This is a genomic window from Paenibacillus sp. 2TAB23 (genome assembly GCF_052115165.1).
Taxonomy (GTDB): Bacteria; Bacillota; Bacilli; order Paenibacillales; family Paenibacillaceae; genus Pristimantibacillus.
The window spans coordinates 423,243-438,691 of record NZ_JBFRGD010000002.1 but is presented as its reverse complement, the minus strand read 5'-3'; the positions used below and the strand labels follow the sequence as shown (position 1 = coordinate 438,691).

Sequence of the window (15,449 nt, the reverse complement as noted above, 5' to 3'; positions counted from 1 at the left end):
CACCTTTAAGAGAAGCTTTAAAGAGTAGCTGCCCTTGAATCTTGCGTTGTGCAGCCCCAGATTGTTCTATTCATAATATGTAGGATAAGCTCCCGTTTCTTTCGCCAAGACCAGGGTTCATCGCTCTCGTTAAAGCACCCAAAACGATTAACTTTAGTCCATATTTTAACATACTTTGTTGAAGACAACTGCCTGTCCTTCCGTTTATCCTAAAAAATTATGGATTCAATTCTCGGGAGACACCAAGTTCTATTGCTTAACGTATCGCACACCTCTAAGTAGCAATGCTAAGGATTGGAGGAGCTTCAAAAGATACGCCTGAGCTAAGGTTTGACGAGTCTTGTCAATTTATATTGGCGCGTGCCCTCTCGCATTTCATCGTAGATTCGCGTCCCCGGCAATCCGATTGTCTCGTGTACGGCGTCCTCCATTCCATCCTCTCTTTGCAAAGTCGTATATCGTCTCTTTCCCGCTAAGTCACTGGATAACAGCACATTTTCTGTAATGTCCTTTACGAATGCAAAATCGAATCCAAGACTGCGCAAATAACGCTCTCCTTCTTCGAATTTAAACAGAGGAAGGTCGTCAGCAAAAACGAACGTGCCGCCAGGCTTCAACACGCGATACACCTCATCATAAAAGCGGTTGATGTTTGGGAACAAATCTGCAGCTTCAATAACCAACACGATATCGCAGCAAGCAGTCCCGATTGGCAGCATCTCAGCATCACCGATGCAGAAGTAAACGTTCTCTCGTCGGTTTCTGCTTTGGCAAAATAAGACGTTCACTTCTGTCAAATCCAATCCAACTACGCTTTTGGGTTCGAACTCCATACAGAGCGTTGTCACATTCCCGCCTCTGCCGCAAGCGATTTCGAGCACGTCTTTACCGTTCACGCACGTGTCACCGATTGCTTCCCGCAACAGACGAACCGAGTTCCGATGAACGGCCTGTGCCTGTGGCTCATCACGATCCTTTAAATCCACATACCCCCAATTCACAAAAGTGGAAAACCGGGACAACCCGTTCGATTCCAACATGCGATGCATCGTGGTAAACATGTGTCTGACGGAATCCTTATGCTCTGATTCCCGCTCGTCATCCAAAGTCAATCGATAGGAGTTCCCTTCCACATTCAAATAGGAGGTCAGACAATCCGGACATTCCCATGCTCCACCAGTGTCGTACAATGCGGCCTTACAGCGCGGACAAGCAGCTATAAGGCCAGATAATGGCCAGATCTGGCTGCTCATGCATTTAATTCTCCTTTTGCGAAGTGCCAGATGTGAAACGTCCGTTTGCCATGCTGCATCTCCTCGTATCTCTGCGTGCCTGGTGCCTCAAGCCAATCCAATACGTCTTGTTCATTTTCAAATGAACCTTGCAATGCGGACATCCGATTGGTTAGTGCCGTTTCTCCCGCCTTCAGCACGTTTGCGGTAATGTCTCGACAATGAACCATATGAAATCCTAGCTCCTGCATGATCGCCATATTTCTAATTAAGTCTGCTTCATCCATTACGTCGGCGTAGAGAAACATACCGCCAGGCTTCAATACACGTAATGTCTCCTGGTAGAAATCACCAACATTGGGATAGAGATGCGATGATTCGATATTCAGTACAATGTCGAATGTATCGTCGAAAAATGGGAGCCGTTCTGCATCCCCTGCGACATACCAGGCTCGGTCATACCGATTGTTTGCTGCACAGAAAGCGATGTTCGATTCAGTCAAATCTAAGCCTACTACCTCATCAGGCCCATAAAATTTACACAACGCATTGACGTTGCCTCCCCTGCCGCAGCTTACTTCCAGAATCTTTTTGCCCATAAGATCGCACCCATTAATGACTTCTGTTAACAATCGGATAAAAAGCGAGTTTGTCCTTCGGACATCTCCGTCGATCTCTTCTTGTTCGAGTGATGCAAATCCCCAATTATTAAATGTAGCGAATCGCGACAAACCTTTATCCTCCAGTGATTGGTTGATTGCGCTGAACGTTCTTTTCACTTCCTCTTTCAGGAAACCGACGTTTCCTGAATCGAGCATGACGGGTTGGCCTGCGACGATTTCGAACTGCAGATTGCAAGAGGCGCATTCCAATTTATCATTGCAATCAGCAATGAAGCCTTTGCAGCGCGGACAGGCTAGCGCAATGTCAGATGTATGCCAATTGATGGTCAATTTAAACACTCCTTCGATAATGTAATCGTCAGATTAAGAAACTGCATAGGCAGCAATTCGGAACGTCAGCCCTCTCTATCCAAGTCCCATTTGTCTACGACCAGCTCGCTTTCTCCGTCCGATTCGAACACGATCCCGGTGCTGGAGCTGGAAGGGTAGATTGTGGCACTCATCGTTCTTACTCCGCCGTCTATGAACACCTCCACGCTCGAACGATCGAGAAATACCCTCAGAGATAAGACACCGTCACGCAATGCGACAGGAACGGAGCGTCTTCCATTCACACCTTCTTCTTCGGGAGGCGTAGAAATGCTTCGACCACTGCTCGAACGATCTAATGTAAAAACGCCTTCGGCTGTATCGTAGTACAGCAGTGTCTCCTCTCCCTTACCTTGACGAACCTTTAGACCAAATCGAGATGCATCCTTAGGCTTGAAGGAGACCATTAGCTCCAGTTGTACGCCTTCCACACCTTCAATCCGCCCTTCGCCGCGCAACGCAGTTCGGACGTGGACACGGTTTCTCCGATAGGATTCGATTTCGCTTATAGGTTGCTGGATGACCCGATGTCCTTCCACTTTCAATTCCCGAGGCAATGTCATCATTCCAGACCATCCGTGACCCATGTCGTCCACTGGAATTGAACGCCCCCACGCTTGCATCCACCCGATAAGAATTCTTCGGCCTTTATCATCTATAAGCGTTTGCGGGGCATAGAAGTCGAATCCATAATCCAATTCGTCATACGAGGTGGGCTCAAACTTACCATTGGAATGATCGAAGTCGCCGATCATATACACAACTGAATCACGATTGTGATGCTTATACCCGTCTCTCTCAACCCCTTGAGGAGAAATAATCAGAACATGCTTGTCGTCCAGCTGAAAAAAATCTGGGCATTCCCACATATGGCCCAAGCTAGGATTTCCCTTCAATAATACGCCTACATACCCCCATTCCTTCAGATCAGAGGAACGATACAGGAGAATTTGCCCGACACCCTCCTCCGCACGGCTTCCAATCACTGCATAATAATGATTGCCCTCTTTCCAAAGCTTTGGATCTCTGAAATCCTGAATCGAGCAGCCATCCGGAAGGTGTTCAGAAGTCAGCACCGGATTTTCTGCAATCTTGATATATTCCATTCCGTCGCCAATGGCCATGCATTGGGTTTGCCTTGTCAATGAGTGATCTTCCGAATTGGGCTGTACATGACCGGTATACATAATGACATGCTTTCCGTTATCCTCAATTGCGCTGCCGGAAAAACATCCGTTGATGTCATAATCCTGATCCGGCGCAAGTGCGACAGTTAGGTGATTCCATTCCACCAGATCATTGCTTACCGCATGTCCCCAATGCATCGAACCATTTTTCGAACTATAGGGATGATATTGATAGAATAAATGATACTGACCGCCGTAAAACGAACATCCATTTGGATCATTGATCCAACCGATCTCAGCTGTAAAGTGGTAGGATGGTTTGTAATGCTCATTAATCGCATGTTTATTGGCTTGAATATATTCATTAGCGTGTTTTGTAGAAAAAAACATGATTTTCACCGCTTTTCGATAGATTTATGAATTTGACGTAAATGTCCGTATGATTCGTCCTGTGATAATTTTCAGCTGAATGACAAGAATATTACTCCTTCGCTTTTCCCTCCTTTCAGAGAATTAACAATGTATAGAAATCATGGAATTGAGAATAAATATGAATACGTATTCTCGTATTTCAAACACTTTCACTTACAGATTATCATTCGCCATTTTCCTTGTCAACAATCTAAGTTGAGACCAAATATGTTTTTCCACTTAATCATTTTTCGAGAAATCAAAGTGTTTTTAATCAATAATCATTGGAGAACGTTCAATCACTCCAGAATATACTCTTATTCATTGTTATGATTCAGTAACATTATTCACATTATAAGAATACGATTTCTCATTATATTTAGAAATTAAGAATAATATTCTGATTATATTCAGGAATTATTCTTGTCCATCGTTTTTTATGATATAGTATGTCTGAAAGGGGTTAGCCTTGATGGGAAAAATGACGATGAAAGAAATTGCAAAACGGGCAAAGGTTTCTCAACCAACCGTTTCTCGGGTAATTAACGGTCATAAAGGCGTGAACGAAAAAATAGTTAGCGCTGTGATGAAAGTGATTGAAGAAGCCGGATATATACCCAATAAAGCTGCTCAAACACTGAAAAGAAGCAGCACGAACATCATTGGCATATGCCTCAAAGAGATTAACAATCCTTATTATGTTGAAATCATCAATTCGTTGGAGCTTGAAGCGAGGAAAAACGGCTACAATATTCTCTTACACAATTCTAATTTCAATCCGGTCACGGAATGGGAAAACATTCAAAATTTCCTTTCCCGTCAGGTGGATGGCATTATCATCGTACCAACAAGTGATTTTAACCTGGATCGAATATCAAAGCTTGATACACCTGCCGTTGTGATTACCCAAAATTATAAATATATTGATAGCGTCGGACTTAACCATCTTCAAGCAGGCAAACTGGCTGGCGAGAAATTCATTCATTCTGGACATAAGAGATTTGGGTATATTGGCGCGGAGATGGACGGAGAAAAGTTTTACGGCTTCGTCAATGTATTGCAAGAAAACGGATTTTCGTTTAACTCTGAGCACTTCATACAGGTACATGAAACTTCCAATAGCACCTTTATGGTTCGTAGGGATATCGAGAAATATATTGATCAATTGCAGAAACTTGATTTCACTTGTGTGTTTGCAGAAAACGATATTATGGCCTTTGAATTTATGAGAACTGTGCAGGAAAGACAAATTTCGATTCCAGAGGAAGTTAGTATTATTGGTTTCGATGATACGTACGTGGCTAAAATTATGGAGATTTCAAGCATTCATCAACCTATCGAGGAAATGGTAAAGACCACTTTTGAGATTCTAATGAGTCGCATCAATCAAAAGATATCCTCAAGCTTGGTGAATATGTTGATGGAGCCGACATTAATTGAGAGAAAAAGTTCCAAGTTCAGACGAAGCTAGTTTATCGAAGCCGACTGAAAATAAACCTAAGAAGTTTAGCCTTCACTTTACACAAAAAATAAAGCAGACAACTTGATCTGCTTTATTTTTCGTCCAAAGAGATATGAATATTAATGAAGAGTTCACTATTTAATCCGTAATTAATTTTATCTCGCTTTTCAACAAGTTTATTATAATGGTGACTGCCTCAGCTCGTGTAGCATGCGCTGAAGGTACAAACGAGTTATTTGCTCTGCCATTCAAAATTCCGGCTTGCTTCATTGCATGTACAGCACTTTTTGCCCAGGCTGGAATTTCGCTGTCGTCTGCAAACCCGGTCGCTTCCGCATCTGTTAGCTTCACTCCTCCAGCTCTAGCAATCATGACCGCCAGCTCCGCACGGTTTATGCTTGCCGAAGGACGGAAACTTCCGTCCTCATAGCCAGTTACGATTCCCGCTTGCAATGCTGCAGCAATCGCTTCCTCTGACCAAGCGCCAATCTTATCCCCGTCTACGAAACTCAGCCCGGCCTTGCTGTCAGCCAGCTTCAGGCCATTCATGAGCATGACAATAAATTCTGCCCGTGACACCGCTGCATTCGGCTTAAACGTACCGTCCTTATAACCTTTGACGATACCTTGCTTCACTGCCTCCTCGATGCTGGATTGTGCCCAATGACCTTTAACATCCGTAAACTTAGGAGCTTCCGTGCCAGGCCCTGCCTCCGTTCCACCATCCGAAGGATTGCCATTGCCTCCTCCACCTGTGCCATTGCCGTTATTTCCATTATTATTCCCGCTATTGCTGCTCGTGTTCTCCACCTTCACCTGAAGCGTGGCTTCTAGTCCTTCACTAAACGTAAAAGTAAGATTCGTGTTACCTACCTCAAGGGCAGCCAAATACGATTTCAGCAGCGTCACTTTTCCGTTCATCCACGTAAAATCCATGTCAGCCGTTAGCTGCGTTGCGCCATTTTTTACGCTAATTAGCGTATTTCCATTTAAGCCAACATCAATCACTGCGTCCAGCTGCCGCGAAGGATTTTTGTCAAACACGACAGATGTCGGGCTTACAGTGGAATCGGCTGCCACCGCTTCTTTGAAAGTGAATACATTCAGATCGTAAACGCTAGCCCCGTTTCCATTCGAATCCGTAACGTTCACACGAATATATCTCGCTGATACTGCAGTCTCCTTGCGATCCTCATTGATCTGTTGTGTAGTCGCGGAACCGCTCTTGTCCGCGTATGTCGTCCAGCTAGTTCCGTCTGTCGAGGTTTCAATTTTGTATTTGTAGCCCGCAGCCAGCTCAAATTTGGTTTTCACGCCCGTGATGCCGTATTCCTTACCCAGATCGACCTTCAGCCACTGAGGTATGGTTAACCCTTCCTGCTGCGCCCATCTTGTATCTGGGTTACCGTCTACAGCATATAACGGGTTTTTGCTTTGGGACGATGATACGACCGCTTTACTCAAAGCAATATCGATTTCAGCGCCTCCGATATCTGTCACGTCAATCTCCACCTGCTTGTTGTCACCCGAACTGAATTCAAAGGCCAGGCTGTTTTTCCCTTCGCCGAGCGCTGCAAGATAAGAGCGATGAACTACGACCTCGTTTCCAGAAACGGTATAGTCAGTGTCGGGGGTTAAATAAAGCGATCTGTTTTTAATTCCGGTTAATGTATTATCTTGAAGCTCCATACCCACGGTCAGATCGGTTTGGTTATTCGGATTTTTGTTAAAGGCAGCCGTCGTCTGATCCAGCGTGGAATCAGCGCCTGTCTTAGTGCCAAATACGCTAAACTCATAAATGCTCGGACCTAGGCTGTAAAACGCCTTTATTCTCATATATCTCGCGGAAACAGCGTTTTCGTTGTTATCCTGATACGATTGCTGCGTCGTTTCGCTTGCCGTTCGATCCGCATAGGTGCTCCAATTCTGCCCATCCATCGAATATTCGATTTTATATTTATATCCGCTAGGCAATTCGAACATCGTCGTAACGGATTTTATTGCATAGACTCCCTGCAAATCCACCATCAGCCAGCCTTCCGTATTCCAAATGCCTTCCTGCTGCGCCCATCTTGTATTTGGATTCCCGTCTACGGCATAGGCAGGCTCCAAGCTTTGAGATGAAGATGTAGCCGGCTTGTTTAACGCCACATTAACGGAACCGTCGTCCTCAATGGCATTTACCTTCAGAATAGGATCTACTCCTGTCGCAAAATCAAACGTCAGATGATTTTCTCCGTTTGGCAGTGCTTGGAGATAGGATTTATGAAGCAGTACCTGATCCCAGAATAAGGTATAATCTTGATCGGCAACCAACAAGGCCGCTCCGTTTTTAATTCCGTCCAGCTTCCCGCCGTTTAATACCATTTTGACCTGTATGTCTGTTTGCCTAATCGGATTTTTGTCGAAGGTGACCTCGCTCCGTTGTATCAAGGAATTAGCTTCGGCAGGCGTGCCTCCTTCTCCAGGGTGTACGCTGAACTCATAGATGCTTCCTCCCCAATCATGGGTCATCGTAATCCGCATGTATCTTGCCATAACCTCATTGCTATCCTGATTGGTTTGCTGCGTGGTAGCCGCTGCTGTCTTGTCGGCGAACAGCTCCCAGTTATCCCCGTCCTCCGAGTATTCGATTTTATATTTGTAGCCGGTGTTCAGCTCGAACATCGTACTCGTAGAAGCGATGGCATATACGCCGCCTAGATCAACTGTAAGCCATTGCGCGTCGCTTCGTCCTTCTTCCTGCGCCCATCTCGTCGTCGTATCGCCATCAACCGCGAATGCCGGATCCTTGCTCTGCGAGAATGCCGTTATCGGTTTTTTCAAAGCGAGATTGATAGGCTCTTTCGGTGCCGGAAGCGGAGCTTTCCCCGGACCTGCGGCTGCGATAATAGCCAGCGCCTCCTGTGGCCAGTTATTGCCTGCTACGCTCCAATTTCCATAGGCCGTACTTGAAGAATTCACGCCGCCAAAATCAACATTATAGTAGTTATACCTAATAATATTGTCATGCGCAGAGCCAGAGAAGCCATGCTCCGTATTATCAATTACATTCCGCTCAACCATACGGTAGCTCGTCTGCCCATCCAGATATACACCCATGATATGGTTCCAGGCAGCGTACTCGCCTTTTCGCATATTTTTAATATAGTTGTGGTAGATGTTCGATTTCCCATCCATGCGGCCGAGTGTGTAAATGCCGCCGCCATCTTGAACAAGCCTAACCGAATCGTGAATGTAATTGTTATGCACCTGATTATTCGTCATGCCGTGATCTGTATCCGCCCAGTTCCAACCGATACTGATGCCGGAATACGGCAGGTTGCTAATTTCATTATTAGCAATCGTCATGTTTTGAGGCAGCATAGCACCGATACCGACCATATCGCCATAATCAAGACCGACATGGTCAATGGTGTTATGAGAGATCGTGTCATATTGGCTTTGACCATCGGGCAGCGTATAAGTCGGATCTTTTCCTTCATTGTCATCCCACAAATCGCCAACGATGCCCATAGCCACGCCGCCACCGGCGTTATCGGCAAACTTGTTCCAGGTTATGGTGGTGTGGTCCGTGCCTTCATACCCCATAATGCCCCAGCTGCCCGCATGTTGAAAAGTATTTTCAGCAATCGTAATATAGCTCGTGTATTTTAATTCAAGCATCGCTCTGGATGCGGTATAACGGGCCGTATTTCTAATTTCAGTATTGTTGCCGCCAGTCACGGATTGATACCTGAAGCCAGCCTGCACATCCACGTAGCCATAGCTCGATGGCGCCAGCCAATTGCTGTGCATCATTTGAATGCCTGATAATTCAATGTTCTGTACCTTGCTGCCTGGGCTTCCTTCCATTTTCACTACCGTCTCCAGCTTCGGCGCGATAATGCGGGTGGCATTCATCGTTTCGCTGCTTCTCGGCTTGTAATATACCGTTTGATCAGCAGTATCCAGATACCATTCGCCTTCTGCATCGAGCAAGGATAAAGCGTTTTCAAAGAAGTATGGCGAGTTTCCTTGGCTATGATGATTATAGGAAAAACCGCTTTCAGGGAATTTAAAGTCGACTTGTCCTGTTGTTCCATTTATGGTGTCAATTCGGCCGCGCACTTGGCTCCAGCTTTGCACGATGACCATTTCAGCGGAGGTGCCGCTTAATTGACTGGCCCAAGCGCGTTCGTCCTCATCGACAACATACGGATATTCGCCGTTTTTCGCCCGGTAATAGGGTCCTTTAACCACATCATTCGTCATATTGGGCTGACGGGCGCGGATTCCCCGGTCCTCGCCAACGTACAGCTGTCTGAAATTCCAATCAACGCCGGTTTTCTTATAAATATTTTTGTCAGTGTCAAATAGTTCCCAGCCTGCACTAATGTCTACGCCGCCGCTAATAACAGGATTCGCTCCCGAATCTGCCGTATAGATAACCTTGAATCCGTTATTTCCGGAGTCCAGGCTGCCAAAGGTCAGCGTCTCCGCTAACGGATATTCGCCATCCTGCAAATAGACATAGATATCGCTTGTCATCGTGCTGTTTATTTCACGTACGGCCTGTTTTGCTTTTTCTAATGTTTTGAAAGGCAATTCAGAAGTTCCGCTGTTGTTGTCATCCCCGAGCGGTGATACATAAAAGCTCTGCTGAACAGCAGCAGCCTGTACAGGCTGAATCGCACCTGTGAGGGATAGGCTTGTGAACACCATGTATAGGGCGATTAATAAAGCAAGCTTTCTTTTCATCGATAGACGCCTCCTATAATTCTTTTCGCATTCGTTTTGGAATAGAACCAGCGCAGCGTATTTATGTACGCACTGGTTCACAAGTCTAACTAAACTCCGTGCTCCGCCACCTCTCCAGAGAATATACCGTCCGATCGTGATGCCAATCGCTATAGCAGAATTAGACTTCTTAGTGATTTCAAATACAGCTGCGAGGCTAGCCCTTCAACGAGCCTTCCGTCAATCCGGCAATAAATTGCCGCTGCATGAACAGATAGAGCAGGAAGATCGGAGCCGAGGCGAGAACGACCAGCGCAAAAACATCCTCCCAATTCGTGCTGTATTGCCCTACGGCTTGATAGATACCCGTCGTCACTGTATAACTTTTGGTTGAACCCAAAATAATAACCGGATTAATAAAATCATTCCAAATCCATAGACATAGGAATATGACGGCGGAGGCCGTTGCAGGGCGCAGCAGCGGAAATAATATTTTCCAAAAAATCGTCAATTGGCTGGCTCCATCTATCTTCGCGGACTCATCCAACTCTCTCGACAACGTGCGAATGAAGCCTACAAATATAAATACCGTGAACGGTACGTAAAACCCGATATTGTAAAGAATGAGCCCCTGCGGCGTGAACATCAGTCCAAGCTTCGCCAGTACCTTAACCAACGGAATGAGAATGACCTGAGGCGGTATCATGAGCCCTGAAAGCAGCAACAAATAACACACGGACAGGAAACGGTTATTCACGCGGGCAAAAACAAAGGACATCATGGAACACAGCACAACCAGCAGCACTACCGATACCGAGGTTATTAGAATAGACGTTCCGTACGCTTTGAAAATATTAAAGGACGGCGTCACAGCCGATCTTATGAAATTGTCCAGCGTCAGGTTAAGGACAGGCAGCGAAAAGGGATTATCCAATATGTCTGCCCTCGTCTTAAATGCATTGACAACAGCGATATAGAACGGTACAAGCAATAGAAGAGATAAAGGCATGAGGAACAGATGCCTAGCATACGGAGCGAAATTTCTCCTCACAGCAGCCTCTCCTCTCTTCTTCGCAAATAAACAGTCAAGGATACTGATAACAGACTTACGATAATGAGCATATAGACGGCTAGACTTGCAGAGTAGCTGAGCCGATTCGCGCTAAAGCCTACTTTGACTACCTGATAAGCGATGGTTTCCGTCGCGCCAGCCGGCCCGCCAGAAGTAAGTATAGCCACTCGGTCGTACTCCCGCATTGAGCCTGTAAACATAAAGATAATGCTCATCGTGAATGCAGGTGCCAGCATAGGAAATGTAATATGCCTGAACTGCTGCCATCTGTTGGCGCCATCCATTTTGACCGCTTCATACAAGCTGCCCGGAATCGATTGGAGTCCCGCCAAATAGATCACGATGATAAAGCCGGTAGATTGCCAGATGGCAAGAAAGGTAATGGTCCATACGGCCAATTCCGGATTGCCGAAAAACTCGATCCGCTCCACTCCAAGCTGCTCCAGCAAATTGTTGAACAATCCGTTGTAGCTTAGAATGCTCTTCCAAATAAAACCGACCGAAACTGTGCTTAGAAGCAGCGGGAAAAAGAAAACGGATCTATAAAAATTTGTCATCCGCCCTTTTTGGTTCAAGAAAACTGCAAAGGCGATACCAAGTATGTTCACGGCCAGAGTTGCGACTACCGTAATAAACAAGGTGACTTGCAACGCGCGTGCAAATGCTTTGTCATGAAAGGCTTCCGCGTAATTGCTTAATCCGGCAAATGAATAGGTCGGGCTGAGACCATCCCAATCGTAAAAGGAGTAATAGACCAGCAGGAAAATGGGAATCAGCAGAAAACAGAAGTAAATGATAATGCCGGGTGAAAACATTAACGCATATGACCATCGGTCGTTTTTAACCAAATCGGATCACCTCCAAATCTCATTATGATGCCCTTTGAAAAGGAGCGAAACTTGTGGCTCGCCCCTTCTGCCGCAGCTCTATTTGTTGTTCTTGTCCCAATATTCGTCCAGCGATTGCATGCCTTTCTCCACGTCTACATCACCGAGCAAAATGTTTTGTGCCACTTTGTTGTATTGATCCTGAATACCAGCAACAGGCACTCTGCCTACTTTATTGTTCATATGGCCAACCATTGGAGGATTGTTCAGCAGCAGCTCGTATATCTCCGTTTGCAACGGGGACATTTCCCATTTGAGCGGCTCCTTCAAGTTCGAGAACAACGCATCTGCTTGCAAGAAGCCTTTGTGCGCTTCCGGATCAAGCATCATAAATTTAGCGAATTTCAGCGCTTCTTCTGCATGCTTCGTGTTTTTGGCAACCGCATAACCCCCGGCATTCTCTCCGCCTAGCAAATATTGCGTGCCGTCCTTTGTAGGTGTTGCAAATACGCCTACCTCGAAATCCTTTTCCGCAACGGCTTCAGCCGCGCTGAACCATGAACCCATCGGGTACATCGCTCCCTTGCCCTTCAAAAACTCCTGCTCAACCGCTGTGTAGTCAATGCTTAAAGCACCTTTGTTGAAGTAACCCTTCTCCACCAAATTGGCATAGTAGCCTGCCGCTTCCTGCCAATTTTCATCTGTAAATTTCACTTTATTGTCGAATCGATCCGCGTACCAGCTCTTATTGTCCTTATACACGCTTGGCGATGTCATGACGGAGAACGTGAATCCAGCCGTCCAGTCGCCTGCCGTCAGCAGCGGCGTAATATTTTTCGCTTTCAGCTTCTCAGCCGCAGCTTCCAGTTCCGCCCATGACTTAGGCGTGGAGGCAATCCCGGCTTCAGCAAACAGCTTTTTATTATAGAAAACAAGCGATTGCGGCTGTCTGATGGCTGAGATGTTGTACAGCTTGCCATCAATCATTTCAGCCTCGTAATTATTAATGTTCTTAATGTCCTCATCGATCGGAATTTCAAGCAAGGCATCCGCATCTACGAACATTTGAATCGTAGCGTTTTGGACTACATCAGGGAAGTCACCTGACGCAAGCAAGGTTTTGAGGTAGCTGTCCGGCGACCCTTCATTCGCTGGCGGTTGAATGCGCTTTATTGTGATGCCAGGGTTAGCGCTTTCAAACTTTTGAATCAATTGGTCGTAATATTCTACCGTCAGGTTCGGGGTAACCCAGGATTGAAAAACAATTTCAATATCCTTGACCGTTTCTTTATTTGTCCCCTTCGCTTCGCTGCTGTTAGCCGACTGGGCTGGCGTTGACTCATTCCCACTGGAACCTCCATTACCGTTGCTATTGCCGCCGCAAGCCGCTAATCCAGTCACCATCATCATGCCCATACCTAGTGCAAACCACTTTCTCATTGCGACCACCTCTTCGTCTCGTTTAATAACCACAAATCTATTATAGGAATATATGGTTCCTCACTGCCACAGCACAAATGCTACTTTCACTAGACCAATTAAACTACTTTTATGAGCATTCCCTTCTCCCTAATTAGGACCGCATGATACGCATAACTCCAATAAGCCGTTGGCCGATCTGACCTTATAACAGCTACCACGAAAGCAAAAAACATAGTTTTACTAGAAAAATTGTATCTCCTCGACCCTATCTCAGACCATATGCTGAATGGTTTTGCATCTGTTATTCGATTTGCCATGGATCATGGACTTGATGCTTAACAGTTGACAGCGCTTTAATTTTGCTCATAAAATGACGGTAGAAGAATGAACAACCCTGTTAATTCTATAATTACCAACATCGAAGGAGTCTGCTCCATGTGGATGAAGGCCTTATATCGTGAATGGATTGGCAGATTTATATTTCGCAAGCTGAATATTGGGATTGGCGCGGCCCTTCTACTCATATTTCTGCTGCTTGGTCTTGTCGTCTACAATAACTTCTACTCGATTCTGGAGAAAAAGGAGCATGAGCTGCTGAGCTTTCGCACGGAAAAACTAAAAATGCAAATGCTAGACATTATGGAGCGGTTCAAATATGATTCGATGAGCCTCTACCAGAATAGCAATATGCAGTCCAGCGTATACGAGATGTTCCTCCCTGACAATATTCCTTCGGATAAAGAAGACCGTAGAGCGATCATAGAGCAGAACTTTATTAAAAACGTGATGACGCATATGCTTTCCCGTAACCCGTATACATCAGCAGTGATGATGTATCGGCTGCAGGATGAGCGGCTATTCGTTGAATCTCAGCAGCAAAAGTATGGCGCCAATCCCTCCTTTTCCTATAAACCGTTTTTCGAATCATTCCCAAAAGCTTACCAGCATCCCTATTTCGGGAGCTCCGAGCAGCTGCTTGCCCCCGCTGACCGAATGTTATATATCGTGAATCCTATCTATAACCCGACGAGCATTCATCCCGATCAGGTATACGGATATCATCTCATTACCTTGAATACACGCATGATAACGAATGAGTTCGATAACCAAAGCGCGGACTACAGGCTCATTATTAAGCAGAACGGCGCTGTACTGCTCGATAATAGGCCAAATGGACAATCAGACTGGGCCGCATCCGATGATTTAATCTCGCGGGTCACCATTGATCCCTACGAAATCGAGATGATCGGCATCAGCTACAAATCTAATTTGCAAAGCAAGCTATCGGATATCGCTGTTCGCATCCTCTGCATTCTTAGCCTAAGCTGGCTTGTCTGCATTATTATCATTCATCTGATTCAGCGGTTTATCGTTGGACGGTTTAACCAAATGAGCAAGCATTTCAAGAAGGTGCAGCGCAACCCCTTTACGCCGCTTATGCCCATTAGCGGAGAGGATGAAATCAGCGATCTGATGCTTCGCTTCAATCGAATGGCACAGGAGCTGCAGAATCACATCAACCAGGTTTATATCGCAGAAATTCGCAAGCGGAATGCGGAATTCATCGCGTTAAAAACCCAAATACATCCTCATTTTCTATACAATACGCTGGAGTCGCTGCGCATGCAGGCCGTCATCAGCGAACAACCCTTTCTGGCGGAGAAGCTATATCACCTTGGCCGGCTGTACCGATGGATGCTTCAGCCTACAGACGACCTAATCTCGGTACAGGAAGAACTTGCACATACCACCTACTACCTAGAGCTGCTTATGCTTGGCAAGTCCAACCGCATTGCCATTCGAGTCATCTCGGAGATTAATCTGGAGAACTGTTTCATGCTCAAGTTCACTCTGCAGCCTGTTATTGAGAACGCTATTCAGCATGGCCAGCTAGAGCAGTATGATGATCCTATTATTACCGTAACAATCAAGCGAGAAGCCCATCTGCTCTTTATCGAGATTTATAACAATGGCAAGAATATATCCGCAGAGGAGCTCTTCCGCTTGCAGCAGCTGCTGCAAACCGAGAATACATTTCCTGAGCAGCATCTTGGACTTAAAAACATTCACGAGCGCATCAAGCATTATTATGGCAATGAGTATGGCTTGTCTCTGCCCGAGCACCCGTCCGAGACAAAATCCTTTCAGCTTACCATGATATTCCCCTATAAACGATAGCCAGCTT

At 45.8% G+C, this 15,449-nt stretch carries 9 protein-coding genes; 2 read left to right on the top strand and 7 right to left on the bottom strand.

The features are described from left to right. Positions 1-323 precede the first annotated feature (323 nt). From AB4Z29_RS04760 to AB4Z29_RS04750, 3 genes are all read right to left on the bottom strand, one after another. Entirely contained in the window at positions 324-1,253 is a 930-nt protein-coding gene (locus tag AB4Z29_RS04760; protein WP_441941942.1) for a class I SAM-dependent methyltransferase, read from the bottom strand. Beyond that, positions 1,250-2,185, bottom strand: a complete 936-nt coding sequence (locus AB4Z29_RS04755; protein ID WP_441941941.1) for a methyltransferase domain-containing protein — start codon at positions 2,183-2,185, stop codon at positions 1,250-1,252. Before AB4Z29_RS04755 ends, AB4Z29_RS04760 begins: the two co-directional genes overlap by 4 nt. Positions 2,186-2,250: 65 nt before the next feature. Then, on the bottom strand, positions 2,251-3,741 hold the full coding sequence (locus AB4Z29_RS04750; protein WP_441941940.1) for a glycoside hydrolase family 32 protein: 1,491 nt from the start codon (positions 3,739-3,741) through the stop codon (positions 2,251-2,253). A gap of 493 nt (positions 3,742-4,234) precedes the next feature. On the opposite strand from AB4Z29_RS04750, the gene AB4Z29_RS04745 reads away from it, so the two are divergent. After that, positions 4,235-5,233: a LacI family DNA-binding transcriptional regulator gene (locus AB4Z29_RS04745; protein ID WP_441941939.1), complete on the top strand. Its 999-nt coding sequence runs from the start codon at positions 4,235-4,237 to the stop codon at positions 5,231-5,233. Positions 5,234-5,362: 129 nt separating this feature from the next. On the opposite strand, the gene AB4Z29_RS04740 is transcribed toward AB4Z29_RS04745, so the two are convergent. From AB4Z29_RS04740 to AB4Z29_RS04725, 4 genes are all read right to left on the bottom strand, one after another. Further along, complete coding sequence (locus AB4Z29_RS04740; protein ID WP_441941938.1) at positions 5,363-9,964, bottom strand: X2-like carbohydrate binding domain-containing protein; 4,602 nt, start codon at positions 9,962-9,964, stop codon at positions 5,363-5,365. Positions 9,965-10,160: 196 nt separating this feature from the next. Further along, positions 10,161-10,994, bottom strand: coding sequence for a carbohydrate ABC transporter permease (locus AB4Z29_RS04735; protein WP_441941937.1), 834 nt, complete (start codon positions 10,992-10,994; stop codon positions 10,161-10,163). Then, positions 10,991-11,863, bottom strand: a complete 873-nt coding sequence (locus AB4Z29_RS04730) for a carbohydrate ABC transporter permease (protein ID WP_441941936.1) — start codon at positions 11,861-11,863, stop codon at positions 10,991-10,993. Before AB4Z29_RS04730 ends, AB4Z29_RS04735 begins: the two co-directional genes overlap by 4 nt. Positions 11,864-11,941: 78 nt before the next feature. Further along, positions 11,942-13,282, bottom strand: coding sequence for an extracellular solute-binding protein (locus tag AB4Z29_RS04725; protein ID WP_441941935.1), 1,341 nt, complete (start codon positions 13,280-13,282; stop codon positions 11,942-11,944). 417 nt (positions 13,283-13,699) lie between these two features. On the opposite strand from AB4Z29_RS04725, the gene AB4Z29_RS04720 reads away from it, so the two are divergent. Continuing rightward, positions 13,700-15,442, top strand: coding sequence for a sensor histidine kinase (locus tag AB4Z29_RS04720; RefSeq protein ID WP_441941934.1), 1,743 nt, complete (start codon positions 13,700-13,702; stop codon positions 15,440-15,442). Positions 15,443-15,449 lie beyond the last annotated feature (7 nt).

Coding starts and splice junctions, on each gene's coding strand:
- AB4Z29_RS04760 (WP_441941942.1), bottom strand. CDS start 1,253: ATGAGCAGCCAGATCTGGCCATTATCTGGCCTTATAGCTGCTTGTCCG.
- AB4Z29_RS04750 (WP_441941940.1), bottom strand. CDS start 3,741: ATGTTTTTTTCTACAAAACACGCTAATGAATATATTCAAGCCAATAAA.
- AB4Z29_RS04745 (WP_441941939.1), top strand. CDS start 4,235: ATGGGAAAAATGACGATGAAAGAAATTGCAAAACGGGCAAAGGTTTCT.
- AB4Z29_RS04740 (WP_441941938.1), bottom strand. CDS start 9,964: ATGAAAAGAAAGCTTGCTTTATTAATCGCCCTATACATGGTGTTCACA.
- AB4Z29_RS04725 (WP_441941935.1), bottom strand. CDS start 13,282: ATGAGAAAGTGGTTTGCACTAGGTATGGGCATGATGATGGTGACTGGA.
- AB4Z29_RS04720 (WP_441941934.1), top strand. CDS start 13,700: ATGTGGATGAAGGCCTTATATCGTGAATGGATTGGCAGATTTATATTT.